The organism is Methanoregula sp., assembly GCF_028712425.1.
GTDB lineage: Archaea > Halobacteriota > Methanomicrobia > Methanomicrobiales > Methanospirillaceae > Methanoregula.
This window is the reverse complement of the sequence record NZ_JAQTQD010000007.1, coordinates 35,672-62,317: the sequence shown is the minus strand read 5'-3', so window position 1 is coordinate 62,317 and position 26,646 is coordinate 35,672. Positions and strand designations below refer to the sequence as shown.

Here is a 26,646-nt window from a genome sequence, read left to right as displayed (position 1 = left end):
ATTTTTTAATTGGGGAAGTTATGAGGTATTCTTTTTTTTAATTAGATCAATAATTTTTTCCCGGTTGATCGCACCAAGTCGTGCCAATCCTTTTCGAGATAAGGTTATAAAATTCGGATATTTTCCTAAAATTGTATTATTTTGTGTACTGGTGACAATTATCACTGTTTGTTTTTTTGGGATAGAATCAAAAAAACCTACAATTAAAAAAAATTTTATGAATTCACTCGGTAGTAAAAAAATAATTATTGAGTATTGGTTTAAGAGCGTCTGAATATTTTTTACAAAATCAGTTTTTCTATCGAGCTCTGCCAATTCGATACTTGTTTTCACAGTTTTTGAATACGGGATAATCTCATCATTTCCATTAATTAATCCATATCGTCCAGATATAATATATAGGTCGGTTCTTGTGAGTTCCGCTGATTCATCCGAAAAATCACGGACTTCGGAAAACACGGCGGAAAACATGTACTTTGCAGGTCGAATGTATTTTTTTAAAATGGTTTTATATGCCTTTTCTTTTTTGAGGTCATCTGATGGAATTGTTGAATTATGTGTCTTTAATAATTGAACTAACTCAATATTTTTTTCGATATCTTGCCCTTTTCGTATTGGGGTGGTCCATTTATCGACTTGAGGTAGTTTTGTCGCAGTGTCCTCTGTGATTATCAATACACTCATTATATTATGCTTATATCAGTCCACGTTTAGTTCTTTTCACAGACCTTAACAGAGTATTAAATTATCTATGCCACATATTATTCATCAGAGATTACGGAAATGATTGGATCGAAAGAAGCTTCCTTTATCCACACCGACATCGATAATGGAAAGAAAAATAAGCTGCAACTCGTAGATACCCCCATCCATTCATGGTATCAATTTGTTTTAGGATATCCACCCCACTTAGTAAAATATTATTTATCAAAATTCAACATTCACCGTGGTAATCTCGTTTTGGATCCATTTTGTGGGACTGGTACCACCCCCGTTGAATGTATGAAGTGTGGGATTGCTAATTGGGGTATCGAAGCGAATAATATGGCTTATTTTGCCTCAACCGTGAAAACCAACCTTGCACTAGATCCATCGGAATTATCTGATACCCTTGGATTCATTGTTCAATCGGCGAATTACTCGTTCAATTATCACCATATCTCGGATGGAATTGCTTTTTTAACTCCTTTGGAATCTCAACAAGATCCAATCATAATCAAAGAAATTCCAAGATTGACAGAAGAACAAGAAAAAATAATTCCAGCGGGATTCATTAGTGAAAAACCCCTGTACAAAGTTCAAATTTTAAAAACGATTATCGACACTATCGAAGATAACGAGGTTCGGGCCTTTTTCACATTGTCATTAGCTAATTTGATTGTTAAACGTGCAGGGAATATCGGGTTTGGACCTGAGATATATCGGAAAAAGGCAAAAGTGGATATCGATGCATTGTCGTATTACAGCGTAAATACGGACCATATGATCCAAGATATAAAATTATTTAAAAATGGGCGTAATATTTCAAATATAGTTCATGGAGATTCAAGAGACGTAAATAGTTGTTTAAATTCCGATTTAAAAGGAAAAATTGATTGTGTTATTACATCACCCCCGTATCCAAATGAGAAAGATTACACACGAAGTACACGATTAGAGAGTGTGCTCCTTGGATTTATCCAAAATAAGCAGGAATTGCGATCAATGAAGGAAAACCTACTCAGAAGCAACTCACGCAATATATTCGTAAATGATACTGATGGCGAATATGTAAGAAAATTCGAGAGTATTGAAAAAATTGCTGATGAAATTGAGGAAAAAAGGATTCGGATGAATAAAACATCAGGATTTGAAAAACAGTACCATAAGATTGTTCGTCATTATTTTGGGGGCATGTTACTTCACCTGAAAACCTTGAAACCGTTTTTATCTCCCGATGCAAAGCTGGCGTATGTTGTTGGGGATCAAATGTCGTTCTTCCAGACGTATATCCCGACTGCGGATTTGTTAGGTGAAGTTGCAGAGTCATTAGGGTACAAGGTATCTGAAATTGAACTGTGGAGAACCCGATATGCAACTGCTACTTCGCGTTCAATTGATGAAAATGTAATAATTCTCGAAAATCAATGAGGGGTTGTTAATTATGAAAGAAAAGAGAAATAAAACCGATGAAGAACTCGAAGATGAAGACACTAGTAACGCGGATACAATTACTCATGAAGAATTGTCTCAATACGATAAAGTAATTGAAGATCTCTTTTTCAAAAAATATCCAAAAACAAATTCTGAAACAATTACGGAATTTCCATTTTTAAAAACAGAGTTAGTTGAGTCTGGTGAATCACTAGGAATCAAGGCGAAAAATGTTCCGGATATCATTTACACATATAGATCACGTGGCGATTTCCCTGAAAAAATCTTGAAAACTGGAAATTGGATCATCGAACCAAGAGGTAAGGGAAAATATGCGTTTGTAAAAATCAACAAATCTCCCTTTATCTCAATACAGGATGGATTATCCGAAATTGAAATTCTAAATTCACTTCCAGAAATTGTTGAAGATTATTCAGCTGAAGATGAACAAGGATTATTATCGTCTATCAGGTATAACCGGCTAATTGATATTTTTACTAAAGTCACTTGCTTTCCTCTGCAATCCCATATTAGAACCACGATAAAAAATAAGGGCCAAATTGAAATTGATGAAATCTATGTAGGGATTGATCGAGAAGGTAAAAAATACATTTTCCCTCTTGAAGCCAAAAGTCCTCAAGAACGTGATAAATTGGGATGGGTACAAATCACGAGCATGGTTGAATTCGCCAAACAAAACTTCCCCGATCTGATTTGTCGCCCGATATGTGCTAAACCAATTGATAGAAATCGTATTTTTTTGATTGAATTTAAGAATACAACAGAAATTAATGAAAATGGAATAAAGGAAATTCGTCTCTATCATTTAACCCGTAAAAAATAACTTTTTCATTTCGTATTATCGAGCCTATTGTTCTCGCTTTTTCCTGTTGTTCTTCAAAAAATGATGCCGTAAAATACGTGTGGAACAATAAGGAAAACTACGGAGGTCTCCCCCGTAACAACATGAATTAGAATTGTCACGATTCTTAGACAAAAAAAACCATAAAAATTTCCTGTTTTTTCTAACAATACGCCCAAGATATTTTTTGTTTTGATCAAATCAACAGTAATCCCAAGAGGATCTGGGATAAGGAAACACCTCATATCACGATAGAAGTATGTTGTTTTATCCCGTGCCACAGGACATTTCCCGGCCCCGCGCATTTTCCCTTTGATGCTGGATTTACAAAACTCCCCATCCCGGCTTACATAACTTTATTTCGGATCGCGCCGATCTACTGATCAGAACCCAAGGAGGTTCGATTTTGACAAAAGAAGGTTGGAAAACGGATAATTCCAACCCGGAAAAAGTTCACCCGACCTGGGGGCACGGTCGAACGCTGTCGAACATATCGGCACCGCGATCTCCCACGGGTTCGATTTTGCCGTGGCGGGCGCACCGGTCATCATTGCGGACGGGCTGAACGGGAAGAATGTCCGGAAGGTAGCCATAGGCAAGAAGCATTTCGAAGAAGTCACAATTGCCGGAGATATTGCAGCAGCGGACAGCATGATCGTACTCTCCCACTTCAAGGGCCACATCGTCTCCGGGTTCGGGGGAGCGATCAAGAATATGGCCATGGGCTGTGCTCCACCGGAAGGGAAGCGGGCACAGCACAATGCCCGGCCATTCACCATTCCGGAGAAGTGCACGGGCTGCGCTTCGTGCTTGAAGGTCTGCCCGAAAGACGCGATAACCGTGAAGAAGAAAAAGTCCGTGATCGACCGCGAGCTCTGCATCGGCTGCTTCGAATGCATGCACGCCTGCCCGGAGCATGCGATCGACATTGACTGGGAGACCGAGATCCCGCAGTTCATGGAGCGGATGGTTGAGTACGCGTACGGGGCGGTGAAGGGGAAAGAGAAGAAGGTCGGGTTCATGAACTTCCTGATCCGGATCACACCGGACTGCGACTGTTTCCCGTTTTCTGACGCCCCGATCGTGCCGGATATCGGGATCCTTGCATCGAAGGACCCGGTGGCAATCGATGCCGCGAGTTTCGATCTCGTGAACCAGCAGCAGGGATACAAGGACTCGCTCCTCACTGCACACCATCACCCGGGCGAGGATAAGTTCACGGGCGTCCATGAGCAGACGGACGGGTACCGGCAGGTGCGGTACGGCGAGGAGATCGGGATGGGCAGCAGCAACTACGAGCTCATCAGGATCTGATCCTCAGAAAAAACGCATACTGATCCATTCTCACGTTTTTTTATTTTTGCCTGTAATTTTCCAACTATCCAGGGGAAAACCGTTTGAGGTGAGAAACTAAACACTAAATTTATAAAGGGATGGTGGGCAATGGCTTATTAGTGAATAGGTATTAAATGTAACTGGCTTGTGAAGAGCCGGGTATCAGGCAACACCTCCAACCACCCAGGGAAAAATACGCCTTCAACCCGGACACCCGGTGAGGAAGCGGCATCATTCTTCGGCTGGAAAATTTCGGGTGTTACCCGGAAAGATTACACAACCCATTTATGGATCATTCAAGTGATGTATCATACGGCAACATGCGAGTGTGAAATGCATGACTTCTCTAAAAAATAAGGACTTACAGCAGGTATATGAAGGGGTTGTCAAAAGAGACCCCGACCAGAAAGAGTTCCACCAGGCAGTGTTCGAAGTGCTCCAGTCTTTCGAACCGGTCATCAAGAAGACGCCTGAACTCTTTGAGAACAGACTTCTCGAACGGCTCGTTGAACCCGAGCGGGGCATCCAGTTCCGCGTTGCATGGGTGGATGACAAGGGCAAAACCCAGGTCAACCGCGGGTACCGGTTCCAGTTCAACTCGGCAATCGGCCCGTACAAGGGCGGTATCCGGTTCCACCCGTCGGTCACGGCTTCCATCATCAAGTTCCTCGGCTTTGAGCAGATCTTCAAGAACAGCCTGACCGGCCTGCCCATGGGGGGCGGCAAGGGTGGCTCCGACTTCGATCCCAAGGGCAAGTCCGATGTCGAGATCATGCGTTTCTGCCAGGCATTCATGACCGAACTCTCCCGCCACATCGGGGCAGACCTCGATGTTCCCGCAGGGGACATCGGTGTCGGAGGCAGGGAAGTCGGGTACATGTTCGGCCAGTACAAGAGGATCCGGAACGAGTTTACCGGTGTCCTGACCGGCAAGGGCCTGTCCTTTGGCGGATCGCTTGTACGGACCCAGGCAACCGGTTATGGCCTGTGCTACTTTGCACAGGAAGCAATGGCCGTGATGAAGAAGGAATCCTTCAAGGGAAAGGTCACGGTCATCTCCGGTTCCGGCAATGTGGCCACCTACGCCGCAGAGAAAGCCATGCAGCTCGGGGCCAAGGTTGTTGCAATGTCCGATTCCTCCGGCTATATCTACGACGCCAAGGGGATCAAACTGGATATTGTCAAACAGCTCAAGGAAGTTGAGCGGGCACGGATCAGCGAGTATGCCAAGCGTGTCCCGGGCAGCGAGTACCACGAGGGCTGCAAGAAGATCTGGCAGGTCCCGTGCAAGGTTGCACTCCCGTGTGCTACCCAGAATGAACTCGATGGCGCGGATGCAAAGGCCCTCTTAAAGAACGGTGTCATCGCGGTCTGCGAAGGCGCAAACATGCCCTGCACACCCGAAGCGATTGAGACATTCCTTGCAGCAAAGATCGTTTTCTCACCCGGGAAAGCCTCCAACGCGGGCGGTGTCGCCACTTCAGGTCTCGAGATGTCCCAGAACTCGGAACGCTTATCCTGGACTGCTGAAGAGGTTGATGCAAAACTCCAGCAGATCATGATCAACATCTTCCATAATGCCTACAATGCATCCAAAGAATACGGCATGGAAGGAAACCTCGTTGCCGGTGCAAACATCGCGGGCTTCCTGAAAGTCGCGAACGCCATGAAGGCCCAGGGAATTCTATAATCCATTTTTTCTCCGGGTCCGGAACGGACCGCCCTTCACCACCTCCGGTCATCACTGATCCAGGCCTGACTCTCACCTGCCGGGCCGATACAATCCGCAAAGGCAGATGGTTATTTACTATTAACCACAGAGATTCATAGTCATAATCATGATCCCGTGGCTCAATACGAATTTCCGGCATTTTAAACCGACAGCGGCCATTGCCATCAATGCCACGCGGCACATGAACAAGATCGAGAGACGGAAACTCTTCTCCCCGGATATCGAGCCGATGCGTACCGCGGAGGGGCGATGGTTCGAGGCCATTGTCTACGAGATGTTTCTTGACATTGCAAAAAAGACCGACACGATCCGGTATATCGCCATGAAAGGTGCCGATGCCCCGCGCCAGCGCGAGAGCGTGAAGGTCGGGCAGAACGGGCTCTTCTACTCAAAATACGGGGATATCACCATCCGGGGCAATGGCCAGGACCTTGCCGAGTTCGACATGCTGCTCGTGGATTCAAACAACCATGTTGCCTTTGCTGAAGTGGTCACCTCGCCGGCTGACTTAAAAGAGTTCGAGATCGAGATCGCGTACAAGAAGAAACTGCTGGGATACCTCTACAACCAGAAGACAACGCCGTTCCTCCTTGTCTCATCGTTCGATCTCTCCAACTATTCCGTTGTCAAACGGCTGGCAAAGGACAAGACCAACGCGATCATCCATACCAGTTCCTGCGAGGAGATCAAGTCGCTTGTCAAGCACTACCGCCCCCGCATCATCTACAATGAACCAAAGGACCACAAAAAACTGATCCGGGCAACGGATATCCGGATGAAACACCCGTTCAATTACAAGGGCAACCACGATGAAGTGAAGAACCGGATTTTTACCGAGATCACACATACGCCCGGCCGGATCAATCCTGAAATTCCCGGGCCAACCGGCCAGCTTGTGAAAAAGGTGCTCTATGGCGGGCTCTTCCCCCCGGCGATCAGGGCGGTCTGCGAGACATGGGGGATGACCGTGAAGGGGAAAAAAATTGTAATTGAGGATTTCTCAAAGCAGTACTCCAAGGCGATCATCGCAACCGATCTTCCCGGGTATGAACTGATCATTTACCTGAGGTCGCGGCAGAAGAAGGAGTACCATAAACTCGTGCAGATGAAAGACGGGCATTTCAAGTTTGAGCGCCCCACACCCCCCAAGGTCGGTTTTTTCCTCTGGCTGGAAACCATCCAGCCCACGCTCGGGGCCCGGATCACGCTGCAGATCATCGACGCGTTCACCATCCACGAACGGCAAAGGACCGGATAACAGTTTTCCTGTAGATTTTTGAAACGCACAACTTTTTTCCGCTCAGGGATTCCCCGCTTCCGCCGTGCGCTCATGCCGCGATTCCGTATGAGCCGCCAGCCAGGGAATCGTCGGGGATTTCTCCATTCCCGATCCGGATTGCTTTTTCCACCGGAATTATGTAGATGTGAATGTCGATCCCCCGGGTCTGGCAGGTGTCCATAAGGGTGGCAATGAGGTCATCAACCCGGGAATAATCAACAACCATCTCGAGTTGGATCCAGGGTAAAAGATTTGAATTTCGAAAACTCCTGCATGCAAAAAAAGAGGAGGGGCTCTGAGTACCCGTTCCCTCAACGGGTGTGAAGAACATACGGAAAAATCCGTTCTCTTCCAGCGCCCGGGTGATGATTGTTATCTTATCCGGCGGGAATAGTGCCCTCACCAGTTTCAGGGTCTTCACACCCCGCTCTTCTTAGTTGGCTGGGAGCCTGCAAGATCCAGCCAGACCATCATCTCCTCGTCCTCAACGCTGGTCGTGAATTCAACAGGAGGATTGGATGCCGGGACACCAAACGTCCCGCCCACGGTTTTTTCCTCCAGGGTCTCACCAGTCCGGATCCGGATTGCCCGTTCAACCGGCATCACAAAGATCCGCCCGTCTCCCACCTTTCCGGTACGGCAGGCTTCCAATATCGTGGTGATGACGTGTTCGACTTTATTGTATTCGACCACGATCTCGATCTGGATCTTGGGCAGGAGATCAACGGTCATGTGGCCGCTGCGGTACTCCAGGGTGATCCCTTTCTGGTCGCCCCGCCCCTGGACTTCCGTCACCGTCATGCCGGGAAAGCCACTATCCTCCAGTGCTTTTTTTACATACTCAAATCGTTCCGGTTTGATGATTGCTTTGATCATTTTCATACTGGTTCACCCCCATTTTAGCAGCGTTCACCGTGCTGCGATAGATCAAGGCCGACATACTCTTCTTCTTCCGATACGCGCAGGCCGATCGTCTTGTCGATTGCAAGTGCAAGGAGGTAGGTAACCACGAATGCATAAGCAACCGCTGCAAACGCTCCCGCTGCGTTTGCCACAAACTGGTGCACATTTCCTTCGATAAGACCCGATGCACCGTTAACGGCAGCCACCGCAAAGATACCGGTTGCGAGTGCACCCCAGAGACCGCCCATGCCGTGGATTGCCCACGCGTCAAGGCTCTCATCAAGGCCTTTCCTGATGCGCCAGAGCATGATGCAGTAGCAGAACACACCCCCGACAGCGCCGATCACGATTGCTGCCATCGGTGTCACGAACCCCGCTGCCGGTGTGATCGATACAAGCCCTGCAACAGCACCGCTGACGAACCCGAGGGAACTTGGCCTGCCGTTGAGCCAGCTGACGATCATCCAGGCAAGCGCACCCGCAGCTGCTGCCGTGTTTGTTGTCACAAACGCATTCGCTGCAAGGCCGTTTGCCGCAACCGCGCTGCCGGCATTGAACCCGAACCACCCGAACCAGAGGAGCGCCGCCCCAAGAATGGTCAGCGGGATATTGTTCGGTTCCATTACATATTTGCCAAAGCCGACACGTTTCCCGATGACCAGGGCGAGCGCAAGCGCTGCAAATCCTGAGCTGATGTGGACTACCGTCCCCCCAGCAAAATCCAGCGCACCGAACTGTGCCGCCCAGCCGCCGCCCCACACCCAGTGCGCGAGCGGATCGTAGACAATCGTTGTCCAGATCAGGGCAAACACCAGATACGCACTGAATTTGACGCGTTCGGCAATGCCCGACGTTACGATAGCCATCGTCACCGCAGCGAACACGAGCTGGAAGACCATGAACAAGAGCCCCGGCACGATCGGACTGAAGGCCCCGGGTTCCATGGTCACGTTGTTCAATCCCATGTACTCAAGATTTCCGATGAACCCGTTGACATCGGATCCAAATGCAAACGAGTACCCGATCACAACCCACTGGATACTCACCAGTGCAAAGGCGACGAACGACAGGGTGATCATGGAGATCAGATTTTTCCTGCGAACAAGTCCCCCATAAAAGAATCCCACCGCGGGCGTCATGAGCATGACGAGCGCCGTTGAGGCAAGGATCCATGCAGTTGCTCCAGAATCTAGTGCCATTTTTTTCACCTGCTATCTGTTTGCACTATCCCCTTAGCAGAAAGACCACGGATCTTCCCGTGATCCTTTCAGGAACATCTCCTTCCAGGGAGGCTAGTGCCGGAAGATAAATCCGGTACCTCTCTTTTTGGAGTGAGTTCCCCCTGTTCCAGGGAGGCCGTTTTCATTGCAGATTCATGGTACCTTTTTTCATGATTTTTCCCCGAACATTTTTCATTTCATTTACACAGGACGGTCTGCGTTATGATATCTGAATAGACTTCAATTCCCGGAGCCGGGACCACGTGAATAACATGCGAAAGCTGATCATTCTCCCCGGAAATTTCTGCGATACGATTTGCCTGATCCCGGATACGGTGGGGGTTGAAGACAACATCTTTCTGCCCGTCAAAAATCGCCACATAAAAAATGCCGGACTCCACAATGTCCTGGAAGAAATGGCTGCCATAGGATAATTCCGGCATGAACCCGGCTTCCATGGATGCCACCTCACCAATAATCGCCATGTTGCTGATCTCGGCAAACCGTACCGGCACTCCCAGCATCGGCGTCGTTGTGCCCCATCTGCCCGGGCCAAGCAGCATCACGATCTTTCCTTTCAGCCGGCTGTTCAGGACCCCAATCTGCCGTGCAACCGCATGCTTGTCCTGTTCGCTCAGCTGTAGATACTCCTGGGGGCTGATGTAAATGATAAAGTCGAGCGGGATCCGAACATTCCCCCCCATAAAATTTCCTTTGCCGGAAAAAATGCAGTCATTGACATCGGCAAGATACGGCAGCTCCACGGTCCTCCCAAGGCCACGCGTCTGGAGCGGGCGGCACTGTAAAAGATTCACCCGGAAGTTACGTTCCGATTTGAAATTCGCGGTGAACTCGATATCAACAGGATAATCGTACACGGTTGAAAGCAGCGCGAGCATGTCTTTCATCAGCGCAGGAAATTCCGTCTCAGTGAGCAGGTTCTTGAAATCGAGGATGTAGGGTACTTTGATATCCGTCCGCCCGATCTCCCGCAGCCGGTTCACGGTCTGGGAATCGACACTCATGAAGAGTGCCCGGTCCGCTTTCAGATCATACGACACAAATTCTTCCAGTGCCCGGTTGCACCATATATTCTCCGTAAGAGAGAGAACATCGACCATGTGCTGGGAGAATTTCTTCTCATCGCCATAACTCATCGGTGGCAGGCGCGAGGGATCGTCCAGGCAGACAATCCGGGCATAATCGCCGACAGTCCGGTCCACGGCGCGAGTACCGAGCCCGAAGACCAGCCGCAGCATCCCGGCATCCATGTCCATGGTTTTTTCCCAGATGTAGAGGTTCGAAGAATTTCCCACCCCGGCAACGTGTGGGAAATAGTCATCCTCGTACTGGTCCCCCGACACCCGCTGGACCAGAATCGCCATCTGCTCGTCCTGGTCAACGAGCCCCCGGGTCATCCGGTAGTCGAGAGCGTCCTCTCCCATGGTGCTGGCATACACCGTGCGGACGGCTTTTTCAAAGGCTTCATACCGTTCTTCCGGGCTTCCCTGGTTTGCACAGAACACGCTCTTGTACTTACCGGAAAAGGAATTCCCGAAATCATCTTCAAGCAGAGAACTGGAACGCACGATGATAGGCGACTGCCCGAAGTACTCCAGCATCTGCATGAACTGTTCGCGGATCGTGTTGGGGAACTCTCCCTGCAGGAGTTTCTCCTGGAGCTCGGGCGCGTACTTGTAATATCCCTCCCGGGTTTTCTGTTTTGTACGGAGACGCCACCATCCGTTCTGGACAATGTAGGTGTAGAAGATGTCTGACCCGAGGTAGAACGAGTCGTGCGGTTCCAAATAGGGCGTGAACCGGTCGCCCCCGTCTTTCTCCAGAATCTTCCGTGCAAGCAGCATGCCCACGCTCTTCCCGCCGATAAATCCGGTCCCGACTTCCCGCGAGCCGATAGCGAGAATATCGGCAAGGGAGAAGTACCGGGCACAGAGTTCGAACATCCGGGATGGCCTGCCAATCAGGATGTTCATGAGCGAACGCTTGACCGGTTCCTGTTGTTTTGCCGGAAGGGCGAGGGCTTCGTGTGCACGATCAAACGCCACCGTCCAGTAATCCAGCCTCTCGCCTTTGCGCTCGACACTGGAGAAGAGCTCTGCGACTTCAGAACTCGCGGTGATGCACACGGCCTCGTTCCCGCGGATCAGGTGCGGGAAGAACATGGTCGGGGAGTAGCGCTGCCAGACCTTGAGCGGGTGGATGTAGATCCTGCCGTTCACGAGATACAGATCGAGAAGGAGCTGGGTTGTCTCCCGGATCCCGGCAATGGTCCCGTACGTATGGGCATTACGGATGATGGCAAAGTAGGCAATCGTGTCCAGTTCGTACAGGAAGGGGCAGCTGACCCGGAAAAAATTCCCTATCATCAGGTCAGAGTACCAGTACTGGAGGAGGTCCGTCAGGCAGTCAAAGACATAGAAGGCCTTCTTCCCTTCGCGTTCAACGAGATTGTGCACCTCTGTTGCAAAGTGCTCGAATCCCAGCGTTGGATCAACGTGATAAACCTGGATCTCCGCCGCTTCCTGCAACAGCGGTTCATGGCTCCCGAACCGGACATACACGAGCCTCCGGCCATCCAGCAAAGCCTGCCGGGCATAGGGCTCCACCATCCGCTGGTAGTCCGGGATCGAGTCCACCTGCCAGACAACATTATCCCCGAGCCGCAGGCCATCGATGACCCGGTCGAAGCCGGACATCCCGGTGCTTACCCGGTCATGCATCGTTGCACCTGCCCGTGATGGAAAGACAACCATTGGATCCGCAGGAACGGCAGGAGCGGTTTACCGATCCGGGGACGTGCCGCATTTCCGGCGGCCAGGAAAAAAATACGGGAACGTGGATTGCAGAGCGAGGGATGCAGGTCGCACCCCGCATCCCGTTTGTCTGATCTTCTGGTACAATCCTGCGTTCCATATCCTTCACAAAGCTACGGCTTCAATAGGTTGCCAGGTACCGGTCAAGTTCCCATGGGTGAACCGTGAGCCGGAATGCATCGGTCTCCAACTCTGCAAGGCGGCTGAGATTGTCGACAACGTGAACGCCCAGGGTTTTGCAGAGCACATCATCCTTGAGAAGCGCGGCATTAGATTCCGCAAGGCTTCCCGGCAGCATGTCGATACGGAGCTTCTTCCTGAGCTTTGCATCCATGTGATAGATGTTGGAGTTGGTCATGTCCGGCGGCATGATCTTGTTTTTGACACCATCGAGCCCGGCAGCAAGCATGCAGGCAAAGGTGAGGTACGGGTTGCACATGGGGTCCGGGCTCCGGAACTCAGCACGCGTGCTGTTGCCTCGGGCTGCCGGTATGCGGACAAGGGCCGAGCGGTTGGCTGCGCTCCAGGAAATGTAACAGGGCGCTTCATACCCGGGGACGAGGCGCTTGTACGAGTTGATGGTCGGGTTTGCCACGCGGGTGATCGCCTTTGCATGTTTCAGGAGACCGCCTATGTAGTACATTGCGGTATCGGAGAGCTGGAGCTCTGCATTGGGATCATAGAATGCATTTTTGCCATTCTTTGAAAGGGATCCGTGGGTGTGCATACCACTGCCGTTGATGCCGGCAATCGGCTTTGCCATGAATGAGGCATGCAAGCCATACTGCAGGGCAATGGACTTTGCGGCAAACTTGAAGGTGATGACCCGGTCTGCGGTAGTGAGCACATCGCCGTACTTGAAATCGATCTCGTGCTGGCTGTCTGCGACTTCGTGATGGGAAGCCTCGATCTCGAATCCCATGTCACTGAGGGCGAGGACAACATCGCGGCGGACATCTTCTGCAGCGTCCGTTGGCGCAAGATCGAAGTAGGCCCCGCGGTCCTCGAACTCTGTTGTCGGCATACCATCGATCATCCGGAACAGGAAAAACTCCAGTTCCGGGCCGGTGTTGAACGTGAATCCCATCTTCGCTGCTTCGGCAATGGTCTTCCTGAGCACATTGCGGGGATCACCCTCAAACGGCTTGTTGCCATAGGTCTGGATATCACAGATGAAGCGTGCGACCTTTCCCTCATTCGGCCTCCAGGGGAGAACCGCATAGGTTGCGGGGTCCGGTTTGAGGAGCATGTCGGACTCCTCGATCCGCGCAAAGCCCTCAATCGAAGAACCGTCAAACCAGATGCCGTCGGTCAGTGCTTTCTCTGCCTGGATGGCCGGGATTGACACGTTTTTCGGCAAACCCTGGATATCCGTGAACTGCAGGCGGATGAATTTGACGTTCTCCGCTTCCATTTTTTTCAGAAGTTTTTGTACGTCCGTTGTCATACTGGAAGGAATGTTCCATCAGCCAATATAAATACTTATTGAACTAACCTGATTATGCAGCCTTGCAACCACTCACTGGATAAGGATTCAGTGCCAGTAAGGAGAAACCAGGATTATTCGTGATGCTATGTGTGGAATAATTGGTGTAATTGACCGGAGCCGCCAGTGCATGGACGGCTCGAAGATCCGGGAGGCACTTGCTTCGATGGACGAGCGGGGCAGCGGTGAAGGATCCGGATATGTTGCATACGGCATTTATCCGGATTACAAGGAGTACTATGCCCTTCATGTCTTCTTTGATAACATCCGTGAACACAAGGTTCCGCTTGAAGACCTCCTAGAGAAATGGGGCATGATCATCCATGACGAACAGATAAAAACGTATGAGCAGCCCGGCCTGCGTAAAGTCCATACTCCCTGGCGCTACTTTTTCCGGCCGAACCCGAGCATGATGCCCAAGAGCACCTCACCGGAGGAAGACATCATCACCTCGCTTGTGATGAAAGTCAACAGCGAGAGGAACGGCGCGCTAATCTTTTCCTCCGGAAAAAACCTGGGCGTCTTCAAAGCAGCCGGCTGGCCGGAAGACGTGGCGAACTTTTACCGGATCCAGGATTACAAGGGATACCTCTGGCTTGCGCATAACCGCTACCCGACGAACACGGCCGGCTGGTGGGGAGGCGCACACCCGTTCAACCTGCTGAACTGGAGTGTTGTCCACAATGGCGAGATCACCTCCTATGGCACAAACCGGAGGTACATAGAAAGTTTCGGGTACAAGTGCACGATGCACACGGACACGGAAGTCGTTGCATACCTCATCGATCTCCTTGTGCGGAAGCACGGGCTCTCGGAAGAAATGGCAGTCCGGGCATTCGCGCCCCCATTCTGGGATGAGATCGACCGCATGCAGAAGAAAGACCAGGAACTGAACCGGGCCCTCCGGCTTGCCTACGGCCCTGCGCTGATGAACGGACCCTTTGCGATCTGCGTGGCAAAAGAGAACCTGCTCTGTGGGTTCACCGATCGCATCAAGCTCCGTCCCCTCGTTGCCGCGGAGAGTGGCGACCGGCTCTTCATCTCCAGCGAGGAGGCGGCGATCCGCAGGATCGATGACGATGTTACGAACATCCGGATGCCCGGTGCCGGTGAACCGGTAATCGGGAGGTTGTACGCATGAGCATCGGCAGCACTCCCCTGAAATACCGGGTGAAGATCGACACGGAACGCTGCATGCAGTGCAAACGCTGTATCGAGAACTGCTCATACGGAGTGTTCCGTGAAGAGGGCGACGGGATCCAGATACAATCACGCAACTGCGTTGCCTGCCACCGCTGCCTTGCCTTCTGTCCGCGCGACGCAATCGAGATTGAAGAGAAGCCCGGGGATTACCGGAGCCACCCGGTATGGACACGCGAGGCGCGGGAAGCGATCTTCAACCAGGCAAAGACCGGAAAGATTGTCCTTGCCGGCATGGGAAATGCACTGCCCTACCCGATCATCTTCGACCGCCTCCTCCTGGACGCCTGCCAGGTGACCAACCCCAGCATCGACCCGCTCCGGGAGCCCATGGAACTGCGTACCTATATCGGGAAGAAGCCGTCATCCCTTGACCTGCGGCACCTCGAAAATGGCGATGTCCAGCTCTGCACAAAACTCTCGCCCAATCTCCAGATCGAGACTCCCGTCATGATCGGTCACATGAGTTACGGGGCTATCAGCTTAAACGCCCAGACGGCCCTGGTAAAAGCAGCAAGCCGCATCGGGACATTCATGGGCACAGGGGAAGGGGGGCTCCACGAATCGCTCTACCCGTACCAGGACCACATGATCGTCCAGGTAGCATCCGGCCGGTTCGGCGTGGACATCAATTATCTTGAGCGGGGAGCTGCCATCGAGATCAAGATCGGGCAGGGTGCAAAACCGGGTATCGGGGGACACCTCCCGGGTGATAAGGTCTGTGCCGATATCTCCTGCACCCGCATGATCCCGGAGGGCAGCGATGCAATCAGCCCGGCACCACACCACGACATCTACAGCATCGAGGACTTAAAACAACTTGTCCGTGGCCTGAAAGAAGCAACCGAATGGAAAAAACCGGTCTTCGTAAAGATCGCAGCGGTCCACAACTCGGCTGCCATCGCCGCCGGTATTGCCCGGTCCGGGGCGGATGCTGTTGTCGTGGACGGTTTCCGCGGGGGCAGCGGCGCAACGCCCCGGGTGTTCCGCGATCATGTCGGCATTCCGGTTGAAGCTGCCGTCGCTAGTGTTGACGCAAAACTCCGGCAACAGGGGATCCGCAACGAAGTCTCCATCATCGCAAGCGGCGGGATCCGGGAAAGCGCCGATGTAGCGAAGATCATCTGCCTTGGCGCCGATGCCGTGTATATCGGGACATCCGCGCTCATTGCCATGGGCTGCCGGGTCTGCGGCACCTGCTACCGCGGCACCTGCGCCTGGGGGATCGCAACCCAGAAGCCGGAACTTGTTGCCCGGCTGGACCCGGAGGTTAACGCAGTCCAGGTCGAGAACCTGATCCACGGGTGGACCCTTGAACTTGCCGAACTGATGGGGGCCGCCGGGATCAACAGCATCGAGAGCCTGCGCGGCAACCGTGACCGGCTCCGGGGATACATGCTCGATGAAGGGCTGATGAACGTGCTTGACGTAAAAACCGTAGGAGCATAGGCAATGGGAGAAGTTCGCATCAATGCAAAAGACATGCCGTACCAGGTCCTCAACCAGCGGGTCCGGGCTCTCGTTGCCAGCGGCGAGAAGGACATCATTCTCGACAACGTCCTCGGCCAGCGGTTCATCGGCGACGGGATCCGGGGAGATGATGTAACCATAACGGTCAATGGCGTACCGGGCGGGGACCTCGCCATGTTCATGAGCGGCCCGACCGTCATCGTCCACGGCAATGCCGATCATGCCCCCGGCAACACCATGGACAACGGCAAGGTCGTCATCCATGGCAGTGCCGGGGATGCGGTAGCCCACAGCATGCGGGGCGGCCGGGTCTATGTCCGGGACAATATCGGGTACCGCGGGGGCATCAACATGAAGGAATACCAAACGAAACGCCCCATCCTTGTTGTCGGAGGCTCTGCCCGAGCGTTTCTCGGGGAGTACATGGCGGGAGGGCTCGTGATTGTCCTGGGCACAGACGGAGTAGCTCCCGTCAGCGGGCGGGGTGTCGGGAGCGGCATTCATGGCGGTGAGATCATTGTTCGGGGCCGCATTGACAATACCTGCCTTGGGGGGGGAGCGGAACAGAAGAAACTCACCGAAGATGAGAAAAAGGCGATTCGGCCAATCCTCGAAGATTTTGTCCGGACCTTCACCATCGATCCGGACCCGGTCTTTTCCGCAGAGTATTCGAAGATCGTACCCGCGAGCAAACGGCCCTTTGCCAGCAAGTACACGTGGGAGTGAGAGCAATGGCACAAAAAAATTATCTTGATCTGAAAAAGGAGGTCTGGGAGACCGGAATATGCTCGGGCTGTGGTGCCTGTATTGCAGTCTGCCCGGCAGATGCGCTATCGTTTCCCCAAGGAGAAATGGTCACAAGCCCGGTCAGTTCCGGCTATTGCAAAGAGGCAACGGATTTAGTTCCCTGCGGCGCATGTTATGCAGCATGCCCGAGGACCGGGCCGCAGCCGGAGGAGACGCTGGGCACGTATCTCGAAGTCCTGTCTGCCCGGTCTGCATCGGAAGTTCCCCACGCGCAGAGCGGGGGTGCGGTCACAGCAATCCTTGCCCACGCACTTAATACAGGGCTCATTGATGCAGTTGTTACCGTGAGCGAGGACCGGTTCACCCTGAAATCCTCGTCTGTAATCATCACACAGTCCGAAGCGCTCATCAGCGTTGCCGGCAGCCGGTACAGCTGGTGGGTGCCGCTCCTTGCAGCGCTGAAAACCGCCGTTGTTGAGAAGAAATACCGGTGGATTGCTGTCATCGGGGTCCCCTGTGCAGTCCAGGCTCTCGGAAAGATCCGGACCAGTGACAATGATCTCCTCAGGCCCTATGCCAGGGCCATCCGCCTTGTGATCGGCCTGTTCTGTACCGAGTCGTTCGACTATTCCTCGCTCATTCACTCCCAGCTCCAGGTGGGCAACAAGCTTGAGCCATTCCAGATCAAAAAACTCGATGTGAAAGGAAAACTCACCATCGAGAAGACTGATGGCAGCAGCACGAGCATCCCTCTTTCGGAGCTGGAAGCCTGCATCCGAAAAGGCTGCCATTCCTGCACGGACTTTACTGCTCTCTATGCCGATATCTCTGCCGGATCCGTTGGCAGCCCGGCAGGCATGACCACGCTCCTCATCCGGAATACCACCGGCAAGGCATTTGTTGACGCGACAGTTCAGGCCCAAAAACTTCTCGTCAAAGAAGGAGCAGACATTCCTGCGATAGAAAAACTGGCAAAGGCCAAGATCAAAAAGAACCGGCGGAAATAATTTTCCGATCGGCACTGAATTTCTTTTTTGTAAGGTTGTGAGTTCCAACAGACAATCGCTGGCAGAACATTGTGCTTTGTAAAAATTTCTTTTGGATAATTGTCCCCCTTGCGCCAGCCCTGCCCCCAATGGGGGCGGGGGCGCTGAGGATGCCTCTGCATTACCTGATAGTGATACTTCGACAAGGAGTTTTTTTCATAAAAAAATTGAGGCCGCCGCGGGGCGCCCTTCGGGGCGGCGGCAAGCATCCTGATTGGGGGTATGGGGGCATCAGCCCCCATCTTTACAGAGTGGGGGAAAAATCAGTAGGTTGCCAGGTACCGGTCCAGTTCCCACGGATGGACGGCAAGGTTGAAGGACTCGGTCTCCATTTCCGCAATGCGTGTCAGGTTCGAGACAATGTGTTCGCCAAGAATTTTACAGAGCACATCGTCTTTCACAAGCGCGGCATTGGACTCCATGAGGCTTCCGGGCAGCATATCGATCTTGTTCTTCTTCCGCGTCTTCTCATCCATGTGGTAGATGTTGGAGTTTCTCATCTCCGGGGGCATGATCTTGTTTTTGATCCCGTCGAGACCCGCGGAAAGCATTGCAGCAAACATCAGGTACGGGTTGCACATGGGATCAGGACTCCGGAACTCGGCACGGGTGCTGTTGCCGCGGGCAGCCGGGACACGGACAAGCGCCGTGCGGTTTGCCGCGCTCCACGAGATATAACACGGGGCCTCGTACCCGGGAACCAGGCGTTTGTACGAGTTGATGGTCGGATTTGCAAGGCGGGTGATGGCCTTTGCGTGCTTTAAGATGCCCCCGATGTAATACATCGCAGTGTCCGAGAGCTGGAGTTCTGCGTTCGGGTCATAGAATGCATTTTTCCCGTTCTTCCAAAGGGATCCGTGGGTGTGCATCCCGCTCCCGGCAATCCCGGCAATGGGTTTTGCCATGAAGGAAGCATGGAGTCCATACTGTAACGCGATGGATTTTGTCGCAAACTTGAATGTAATGACCCGGTCAGCAGTGGTCAGGGCATCACCATACTTAAAGTCGATCTCGTGCTGGCTGTCTGCAACCTCGTGGTGCGATGCCTCGATCTCGAACCCCATATCGCTGAGCGCGAGAACGACATCGCGGCGGACATCCTCTGCCGAATCGGTGGGTGCAAGGTCAAAGTAATCCCCGTGGTCCTCGAACTCGGTGGTAGGGAGACCATTGACCATCCGGAACAGGAAGAACTCGAGTTCGGGGCCGGTATTGAACGTGAACCCCATCTTGGCAGCTTCGGCAATCGCCTTATGGAGCGCATATCGCGGATCGCCTTCAAAGGGCTTATTCCCGTACGTCTGGATATCGCAGATGAATCGCGCAACCTTTGCATCGCCCTGCCTCCAGGGCAGTACGGCGTAACTTGCCATGTCCGGCTTGAGGATCATGTCGGATTCCTCAACCCGGGCAAAACCCTCGATGGAGGACCCATCGAACCAGATGCCTTCGGTCAGCGCTTTCTCTGCCTGGATCGCCGGAATCGCAACATTTTTCGGCTGGCCCTGGATATCCGTGAACTGGAGCCGGATGAATTTTACCTTGTCCACCTCAATCCTTTTGAGGATTTTCGTTACCGCTGCTGGTTTGTTAGACGACATGTTCACCTACCATGATGATCTGTTTCCCCGTGGTGCTGCTCATCCCGATAAATAATTCAATGCCCATAAGGAAGTGATCGACAGTACTGAATCAGTTTCTATTCTCATAATATGTGTGGTGGAAAGCGTAAAAAAGGCGGGTGCTGGCCGGTAAGAGAACGATCGATCAGGGAGCGAGGGGCTTCCATGGGGTTCTGTTTTTCCGAGCTACCCGGGATTGCAGTTTGATGCGCTGCGATTAGATATCCGAGTTGCATGACCTGATCTCATTGGGGCTGATGGGAAATTATCAGTTGATAATAGCAGAAAACCTCAATTAATATCCTTTCAATTATTCACACCAGAACAAATCATCGTGACATTCTTTTATCATATATTGTTTTAACTTATTTTCAAGTGCGATTAATTCATCATTTAATTCTGTTGAAAGACCCCAAGAATCAATATTTTTTATTTGGTTAATAGATTCAATGATCTCTCTTCTTGTTCGATTATAGTCATCAAATTTCTTTTGTGCTTTTTGACTACGTTCATCAGACTCTTTTTGCTGCAATGCGAGGCGCTCCTCTTTTTGTTTTTGCAGCATTAGAATGCTATATTCCTCTTGTAATTCACGTAATTCGTTTTTAACGGAAAACAATTCTTTTTGTTTCACTTCGTAATCTCTATGGTAATGTGCAATTTTTAATTCTTCAATGTCAGAAAAATTAGGATCCAGTAAATAACGATCGATAAATTCAGTTTTTTTTAGGAATCTTCCGTACATCCTTGTTATTTGTCCGAAACAATATTCATCAAATTCTCTTATCCAAAACATCTGACCATCGTTAAAATCCAAAAAAATTGGGCTTGGATGCGGAGGAAACAGAAATCGTTCACTGAAACCTTTTACTTCGATTAGTGAGTCGCCTAATGTAGGTTGATACATTTTTCTGATATCTGTTTGCAATATTTTACCATTTTCAAAATAGATTACCCATATCAGATTATTGTAAAACTCCTCACGTGCCTTCCGTTCTTCAATCTTTAATGATTTTTTTTGAAATTCAAAAGTAATGCCGGATTCTAATTGAATATCGGCTCTATGTTTAATACCGTTTTTTTCGACAGTTTTTTCATGAAATTTTTTATCAACTTCATTTTTCCATTGATAATGCCAAGGTGTTTCCTCCCCCCATGAATCACAGTCCCTTCCAGATTTATGAGCCCAATGAGGGTTTCTGATTTTTCCGGGACGAGAAATAACCTTCGCACTACATAGGGGACAATAACCTACAATGCCACGAGTCGTGGCTTCAATCAATTCATTATCTTCAGATAATGCCCAACGCATTAATTTCTAATGATTGTTTTTACATGAAAATATTTCACAAATTCATTTTTCAAAAAAAATCCCAAAAATGTTTACCAGAATTTTTTAGAGAAATTTTTTCCGGTTTTTCCGGAATTTAGAAAACAAAAATAAAATGGTGAGGCCCACGCACAAAAGGTCTGCCGACTCTTCGAAGAATTGCCCTGCAATTCTTCTCGTGTCTCGACTCAGATGAGTCTCGACATTGCGCAACTCACTTACTGGTATTCTTGGTTGCGTTCGGGCCGTTGCCCAGCGAGGGGGCGACGAGCCCCCCGAGCGACTCCCTGCATAAGCGGGGAGGGGGAGATATCGTATTTTCATAATAATATATTGTCAGTAAAAACCTTCCCGGACACCCGGATCCATCGATCCAGCCGCCCGAATACCCTCCCCATAGCCCGATCGCAGGTGACTTTTGAGATCTGTTAGGGTTCTATTAGCGCAATTTGGGCCTGCCGTCGTAAAACCCTCAAAATCGGAGCCTAAAATGAGCGTTTCCGGAAGTTTATGTCAGGTGATCCAGGTGAATATGTCAGGTTCACTATTATGGAAAAATCGCGGTGAAAATAAAAGGGGCCAAAATAACCCCCGATTGAAGAAATACGCCCAATTTGAGAAAACGGATTTTAAAGAGTGTGGGTACTCCCTTGAGGGTCCTTCTCCGTCGGAGACTGCACCTCCGGCTGGAGGGTTGCCTCCTCAGCCACGGGCAGATTCCGGGTCTTTACCTTCCCAGCCAGCTCCCGTCTGCGGCGCCGGAGGTACCGCACCGGCCCCGGCACCTGGTCGGGCCGCACCACGGTCCCGGCCGGCAGCGGCTCGAAAAAAAAATCCGGCCCGGCTCGCTGCCACCCTCAGCGCTGCCTGCCTGCCGGAGTCCCGTAGTTCTGGAGCTTCACCTGCATCTCCGGACTGAGCTGCTTGACCAGTTCTGCATTGTACGAACCGGACGGACTGGGATCGGTCGTGAGATTGAATATCTGGTGAGCCGCGATTGCATAGGACCGTGACAGGGCAGCAGGAGTCCCTTCACTGACAGACGGATCAACATCGGTTGCAAAGATAGAGACCGTATTGTCGCTGTTGCGGACAATCTCAAAGGTGCGGAACTGCTGGGGGAACTCGCGTAACGATGCCGTCTCAACCTCCCAGAAGCCGAGTTCAGGATGGGCTGCATCCGGGGATGTAAACGCGGTGATGGTGTTCTGGTGACGATGCCCCGCGATCCAGAGGAGAAGATTGGGATAGGTATGAAGTTTTGCCACCAGGTCCGTATCGGATACGGCCGCATATTTGTCCCAGGCCATCAACGATCCCAGGCCGGTCTCTGGCAGTTCCACACCCACCGGTGTGTGTGCTGCAATGATCATGAGCTTTCCTTCAGCCTGGCCCGCATCGAGTTCATGGACCAGCCACGCATACCGTTCCTTATCCAGCGACCCAAATCCGTTGCTGGAGCCATCCGGCATATTTTCGTCTTTCATGGTATCATCGAGTACAATGACCTTGACCGGTACATCCGATGCCGGTTCGAACGAATAACAGGCAAATCCCGTTGTTATGTCAGACTGGCTGAAACCATGTCCTGCCGGGCCCGATGAGGTACGGAAAAATTCACTGATCCATTCGTTTCGTGAAAGGAACCGTCGATCAGGATCCGCAGGTACGGTGGGAGGCCCGTCCGGAAATTCGCTTACATTCCCTGCACCGGTAATGTCCCCATAGGGAGTCCGCCCATCGACAGCCCCCATATAATAACCACGGCTTTGTATCCGGAGTTTGCTGGTGAGGACATTGCCCATGTTGAGGATGGAATTACCGGTAAGGGTACTTTTGATGTAATTGTCCGGCGGGAACAATCCCATCCAGAAATGATCGTGGTTGCCGATTGCCTGGTACCAGGGAATCGATGCATTCAGACCGGCTGCCTTGAACCGGTCCTGGTAATCATTGAGCGGCCCGGGAACGGGATCGTCCATCACCCCGGAATCGGGTTTTACCGTTTTGCCGTCAAGCACATCGATATACCACCGGAGTTCGTTGTACTGGCCGCTGTTGATCGCGTCTCCCAGAAAAATACCAAAGTCAAACGGTTTTTCCTCGTGAAGGACGTTTACCGTCCGGACTGCGGCATCAAGAACATGGGTTGAATACAGCATTACCGGAGAATATCCGGAGATCATCCCCCACTTATAGCCATAATAGATCACCTGCCCCGGAGATTCTTTGTCCGTGATGTGGATATCGGTCATGACAAAATAATTAAGAAGCCGCGCAGCGGGAACAACGTCGCTTGCGGAATATTCCGCGGGCATCAGGTCCAGTCGTTTCTCATAACCAAGCCCCTCGCCAAACCGCCACTGGCCATATCCATTGGCGGAGTAGTCTGGGACCTGGTGCGGGAGAAGAGCCGGTGCACCGGGAGGCACAGGTACCGGCATGATGGTCCGCTCAATCGTTGTAGAGACGGTGGAATTTATCGGATACTCCCCTCCAGGGATCCCGGTTTGTAAGAAAACCAGCGATCCCCCGATTACAGCAACAAAAAAACACGTCAGGATGATTCCGATCTTCAGCGCTCCTTTCATAGGGCTAACGTTTGAAAACTCTTGGATTAAAACTATCCTGTCCCCCGTGTACAGGCAAAGATCCGCCGTGCCTTCCTTACTCGAAAATTTTCCGGGCAGACCCTGCTCATATTTTTTTCAGCAGACCATGCGTGAAAAATTTATTCAGACTTTGCTCAAAAATTTTTGGCGCGATCACGACCCTGGTTAAAAAAACAAATCCGGAACAACCAGACCTTGTTAAAAAAAATTTCCCAAGACGTTACTGCAAAAAGTTTTACCGGGTCTTTTAGCGAACGTAACCGGTCCCGCCCGATCGCGATCCGGTTTTTTACATCAACCCGGTTGAATGCAAATTTTTTTTTATTTTTAAAAACGAGGAGGTCCTTCGGCCCCGGACCCGGTCTGCGGCCGGGTGATCCCGATCTGGCGGTACAACGCCTCCGTCCCGGGCTCATGCCCAAGGAAATTGTTCAGGAGAACGCTGCCGTCCTCCATGTTGCCACGGGCAAGGATCTCCTGCCGGAATTTCATGCCGGTGGTCTGGTTGGTCATCCCGTCCTGGCTGAACCTGTCAGCGATATTCAGGGCGTACACTTTCGCCCAGAGATAACTGTAATACCCTGCATCGTACGCGTCCATGACATGGTCGAACGATGCCGGCTGGTGCGTACCTGCGAGCGGAGGTATGCCCCACACTTCCTCGTACGTCTGGTACCATATGCCGGTCACGTTGACCGGCCCAGAAGCCGTGTGGAAGCGCATGTCCTCCAGGGATTTCTCCATCCGGCTGCTGTACTTACTTCCCATCGTGGCTTTATGTGCGGCAATGACCCGGTCGCGGAGGTCCGGGGGGATCCTGCGGGACGTATTGGTATAGTGGCCTGACAGGGATTCCAGCACCTGCGGGTCCCAGACCCACTCCTCAAGGGCCTGCGAGGGGGTTTCGACGAAATCCCACTCAACGCTGGTCCCGGACATCGTACCATAGGGCGCCGTCGTGAGAAGGCTGTGCATGGCATGCCCGCCTTCATGGAAGAGCGTCTCCAGATCATACGGGGTCAAAAGCGAGGGCCGGTCCCCCGACGGGGCCTGGAAATTTGCAACAATGGCCACAACCGGGACCGTGTATGACCCATTGGTCTCTCTTCCTTTGATAACCTCTGACTCGGAGAACCACCCGTCCTTCCCATCACGGGGATAAAGATCGAGATACAGGTACCCGACCGTGGCGTTGTCGGAGAGGTTCCTTACAGCGAACAGGCGCACCTCGGGCGACCAGACCGGGGCACCCTTCACCTCATCGAACCGGATGCCAAAGAGGTTACCATAGATCGAGAACATGCCCGCAAGTGCGTTGTCCATCGGGAAGTATTGCCGCACCTCCTCGTCGCTGTACCTATACTGCCGTTTCTTCTGGATCTCCTGCAGGTATGCAATATCCCAGGGATCGAGCGCCGTTGCCCCGGGATCGATCTCGTTCTTGATCGCGAGGAGATCGGAAAATTCCAAGGCGGTCTTCTCCCGCAGGGGTTTCTGTAAGGACGTGAGGAACGTCATGGCACTCGCGGTGCTTTTTGCCATCCGCCCGTCCAGCCGGAAGTCGGCCCACGTGGCGTACCCGAGCTCCTGTGCAGCCTGCTGGCGGAGAACGATCGCCTGTTCAAGCAGGGGGGTGTTCGCCTCTGCCTGCCGGTTATAGTAGGCAGCGTACATCTTCTTCCGGGTCTGGCCCGGTTCAGCGTTCGCCATCACAGCCGTGTAATCCGGGTATTTCGTGGTGACGAGATACGTTCCCTGCGGTGTCTGTTTAAAGCCGGCAATCGTTGCAGGCGGGACGCCCCGCAGTTCCTCCGACGTGAACTCAAGCGTGGAGTTGTCGTTGTTCAGGTTGTACATGTACTGCGATTCAAGCGCACTCAGGTCTGCCCGCAGTGCCCTGACCTTTGCGAGCCGGTCATCGGGAAGTGCAAGCCCGTTGTGCTCGAACTCCCGGAGGGTTTCGTTGTAGAGCCGGGATTCATCGGGGGTCCGTGGCACCGGGCCCTTCAGCGCATCGTACAGGTCGCGCCGGGTCGTTACCCCGTTGAGGAAGATTTGGGAGGATGTTGCAGCCTTGCTGCCTTCCGCGGCTATGGCAGGATCCGGGTACACATACCGCATGAGGATGAGGGGTCCGACGGCATCGTTGTAATCCGAGATCACCCGGTCGTACGCAAGGAGGGTGTTGTCGACCGTACGTTCTTTTGGGGGAAGGGCAGCGATCGCGTCGAGCGAGGCAGTGGCGGTTTTTTCCGCTTCGTGATTAAGCCGGGTAATTTCCCCGGCCCCATACCGGGCAGGGATCGGCGCTGCCGGTCCCGTGCCATTCTGTGCCGGGATGCCTGCCGGCGTACCGGTCTGGAGACACCCTGCGATGAGTAAGAGCGCGATAATGAGCGTAACAGCGCTTGCAGCAAGAGAATAATTCAGGATGTTCCGGAGGTCTGTCTGCATGGACGATCAGTACTACCTGCGCTATAACGGACGATAAAAGATCCGGGGGGTGGGACCCGGGTATCCCTTCGGTGATCTTTTTGTTGGGAGCCCCGGATCCGGTGATCCGGGCGCCGAAATACCCCCACTATAGCCCGATCGGTACCGACTTTTGCGATCTATTAGGGTTCTATTAGCGCAATTTGGGCCTGCCGACGTAAAACCCTCGAAATCGGAGTCCAAAATGAGCGTTTCCGGGAGTTTATGTCAGGTGATCCATGTGAATAAGTCAGTTTCACGGTTCCTGAAAAATCACTGGAAAATCAAAGGGGGTCAAAATAGCCCTCGATTGAAGAAATACGCTCGATTTGAGAAAACGGTTTTCAGGATGAAGGAGTGCTC

Annotated in this window: 19 protein-coding genes; 9 read left to right on the top strand and 10 right to left on the bottom strand. The window is 51.9% G+C overall.

Features of this window, described 5'->3' with window-relative positions; genetic code table 11:
* Positions 1–18: 18 nt before the first annotated feature.
* Positions 19–684 carry a hypothetical protein gene (locus PHF39_RS05490; RefSeq protein ID WP_300221249.1) on the bottom strand — a complete coding sequence of 222 codons (666 nt, stop codon included), beginning with the start codon at positions 682–684 and terminating at the stop codon, positions 19–21.
* 99 nt (positions 685–783) lie between these two features.
* Between PHF39_RS05490 and PHF39_RS05485 the strand changes: the two genes are divergently transcribed.
* The 5 genes from PHF39_RS05485 to PHF39_RS05465 all read left to right on the top strand — a co-directional run bounded on the left by PHF39_RS05485 (position 784) and on the right by PHF39_RS05465 (position 7,320).
* On the top strand, positions 784–2,130 hold the full coding sequence (locus PHF39_RS05485) for a hypothetical protein (RefSeq protein ID WP_300221247.1): 1,347 nt from the start codon (positions 784–786) through the stop codon (positions 2,128–2,130).
* A gap of 13 nt (positions 2,131–2,143) precedes the next feature.
* Positions 2,144–2,977: a hypothetical protein gene (locus PHF39_RS05480; protein WP_300221245.1), complete on the top strand. Its 834-nt coding sequence runs from the start codon at positions 2,144–2,146 to the stop codon at positions 2,975–2,977.
* A 480-nt stretch (positions 2,978–3,457) separates the two neighbouring features.
* Positions 3,458–4,309: a DUF362 domain-containing protein gene (locus PHF39_RS05475; protein ID WP_300221417.1), complete on the top strand. Its 852-nt coding sequence runs from the start codon at positions 3,458–3,460 to the stop codon at positions 4,307–4,309.
* Positions 4,310–4,667: 358 nt separating this feature from the next.
* The gene (gene gdhA / locus PHF39_RS05470) at positions 4,668–6,020 is read left to right on the top strand and encodes an NADP-specific glutamate dehydrogenase (RefSeq protein ID WP_300221243.1); all 1,353 of its coding nucleotides are present in this window, start codon (positions 4,668–4,670) and stop codon (positions 6,018–6,020) included.
* A gap of 148 nt (positions 6,021–6,168) precedes the next feature.
* Positions 6,169–7,320: a hypothetical protein gene (locus PHF39_RS05465; protein WP_300221240.1), complete on the top strand. Its 1,152-nt coding sequence runs from the start codon at positions 6,169–6,171 to the stop codon at positions 7,318–7,320.
* A gap of 70 nt (positions 7,321–7,390) precedes the next feature.
* Here PHF39_RS05465 and PHF39_RS05460 read toward each other — a convergent pair whose 3' ends face one another.
* From PHF39_RS05460 to glnA (PHF39_RS05440), 5 genes are all read right to left on the bottom strand, one after another.
* Positions 7,391–7,744 (bottom strand): P-II family nitrogen regulator, encoded by a 354-nt coding sequence (locus tag PHF39_RS05460; protein WP_300221415.1) that lies wholly within the window; start codon positions 7,742–7,744, stop codon positions 7,391–7,393.
* 14 nt (positions 7,745–7,758) lie between these two features.
* Entirely contained in the window at positions 7,759–8,223 is a 465-nt protein-coding gene (locus PHF39_RS05455; RefSeq protein WP_366144179.1) for a P-II family nitrogen regulator, read from the bottom strand.
* Between the two features lie 17 nt (positions 8,224–8,240).
* Complete coding sequence (locus PHF39_RS05450) at positions 8,241–9,443, bottom strand: ammonium transporter (RefSeq protein WP_300221237.1); 1,203 nt, start codon at positions 9,441–9,443, stop codon at positions 8,241–8,243.
* Positions 9,444–9,661: 218 nt separating this feature from the next.
* On the bottom strand, positions 9,662–12,205 hold the full coding sequence (locus tag PHF39_RS05445) for a PEP/pyruvate-binding domain-containing protein (protein WP_300221234.1): 2,544 nt from the start codon (positions 12,203–12,205) through the stop codon (positions 9,662–9,664).
* A gap of 214 nt (positions 12,206–12,419) precedes the next feature.
* Positions 12,420–13,745 carry a type I glutamate--ammonia ligase gene (gene glnA / locus PHF39_RS05440; RefSeq protein WP_300221231.1) on the bottom strand — a complete coding sequence of 442 codons (1,326 nt, stop codon included), beginning with the start codon at positions 13,743–13,745 and terminating at the stop codon, positions 12,420–12,422.
* 127 nt (positions 13,746–13,872) lie between these two features.
* On the opposite strand from glnA (PHF39_RS05440), the gene PHF39_RS05435 reads away from it, so the two are divergent.
* The 4 genes from PHF39_RS05435 to PHF39_RS05420 are packed head-to-tail and all read left to right on the top strand — an operon-like array spanning position 13,873 to position 18,208.
* Positions 13,873–14,925, top strand: a complete 1,053-nt coding sequence (locus tag PHF39_RS05435) for a glutamine amidotransferase family protein (protein WP_300221228.1) — start codon at positions 13,873–13,875, stop codon at positions 14,923–14,925.
* Positions 14,922–16,433, top strand: a complete 1,512-nt coding sequence (locus PHF39_RS05430) for a glutamate synthase-related protein (protein ID WP_300221225.1) — start codon at positions 14,922–14,924, stop codon at positions 16,431–16,433. The genes PHF39_RS05435 and PHF39_RS05430 overlap by 4 nt, the downstream gene beginning before the upstream one ends.
* Positions 16,434–16,436: 3 nt before the next feature.
* On the top strand, positions 16,437–17,180 hold the full coding sequence (locus PHF39_RS05425) for a hypothetical protein (protein WP_300221222.1): 744 nt from the start codon (positions 16,437–16,439) through the stop codon (positions 17,178–17,180).
* A gap of 5 nt (positions 17,181–17,185) precedes the next feature.
* Positions 17,186–18,208: a Coenzyme F420 hydrogenase/dehydrogenase, beta subunit C-terminal domain gene (locus PHF39_RS05420; protein WP_300221219.1), complete on the top strand. Its 1,023-nt coding sequence runs from the start codon at positions 17,186–17,188 to the stop codon at positions 18,206–18,208.
* A gap of 302 nt (positions 18,209–18,510) precedes the next feature.
* Here PHF39_RS05420 and glnA (PHF39_RS05415) read toward each other — a convergent pair whose 3' ends face one another.
* The 4 genes from glnA (PHF39_RS05415) to PHF39_RS05400 form a co-directional block, all read right to left on the bottom strand.
* Positions 18,511–19,848 (bottom strand): type I glutamate--ammonia ligase, encoded by a 1,338-nt coding sequence (gene glnA / locus PHF39_RS05415; protein ID WP_300221216.1) that lies wholly within the window; start codon positions 19,846–19,848, stop codon positions 18,511–18,513.
* Between the two features lie 331 nt (positions 19,849–20,179).
* The gene (locus PHF39_RS05410; RefSeq protein WP_300221213.1) at positions 20,180–21,181 is read right to left on the bottom strand and encodes a competence protein CoiA family protein; all 1,002 of its coding nucleotides are present in this window, start codon (positions 21,179–21,181) and stop codon (positions 20,180–20,182) included.
* A gap of 875 nt (positions 21,182–22,056) precedes the next feature.
* The gene (locus PHF39_RS05405; RefSeq protein ID WP_300221210.1) at positions 22,057–23,643 is read right to left on the bottom strand and encodes a TIGR03768 family metallophosphoesterase; all 1,587 of its coding nucleotides are present in this window, start codon (positions 23,641–23,643) and stop codon (positions 22,057–22,059) included.
* A gap of 495 nt (positions 23,644–24,138) precedes the next feature.
* Entirely contained in the window at positions 24,139–26,265 is a 2,127-nt protein-coding gene (locus PHF39_RS05400) for a M3 family metallopeptidase (protein WP_300221207.1), read from the bottom strand.
* Between the last annotated feature and the right edge of the window lie 381 nt (positions 26,266–26,646).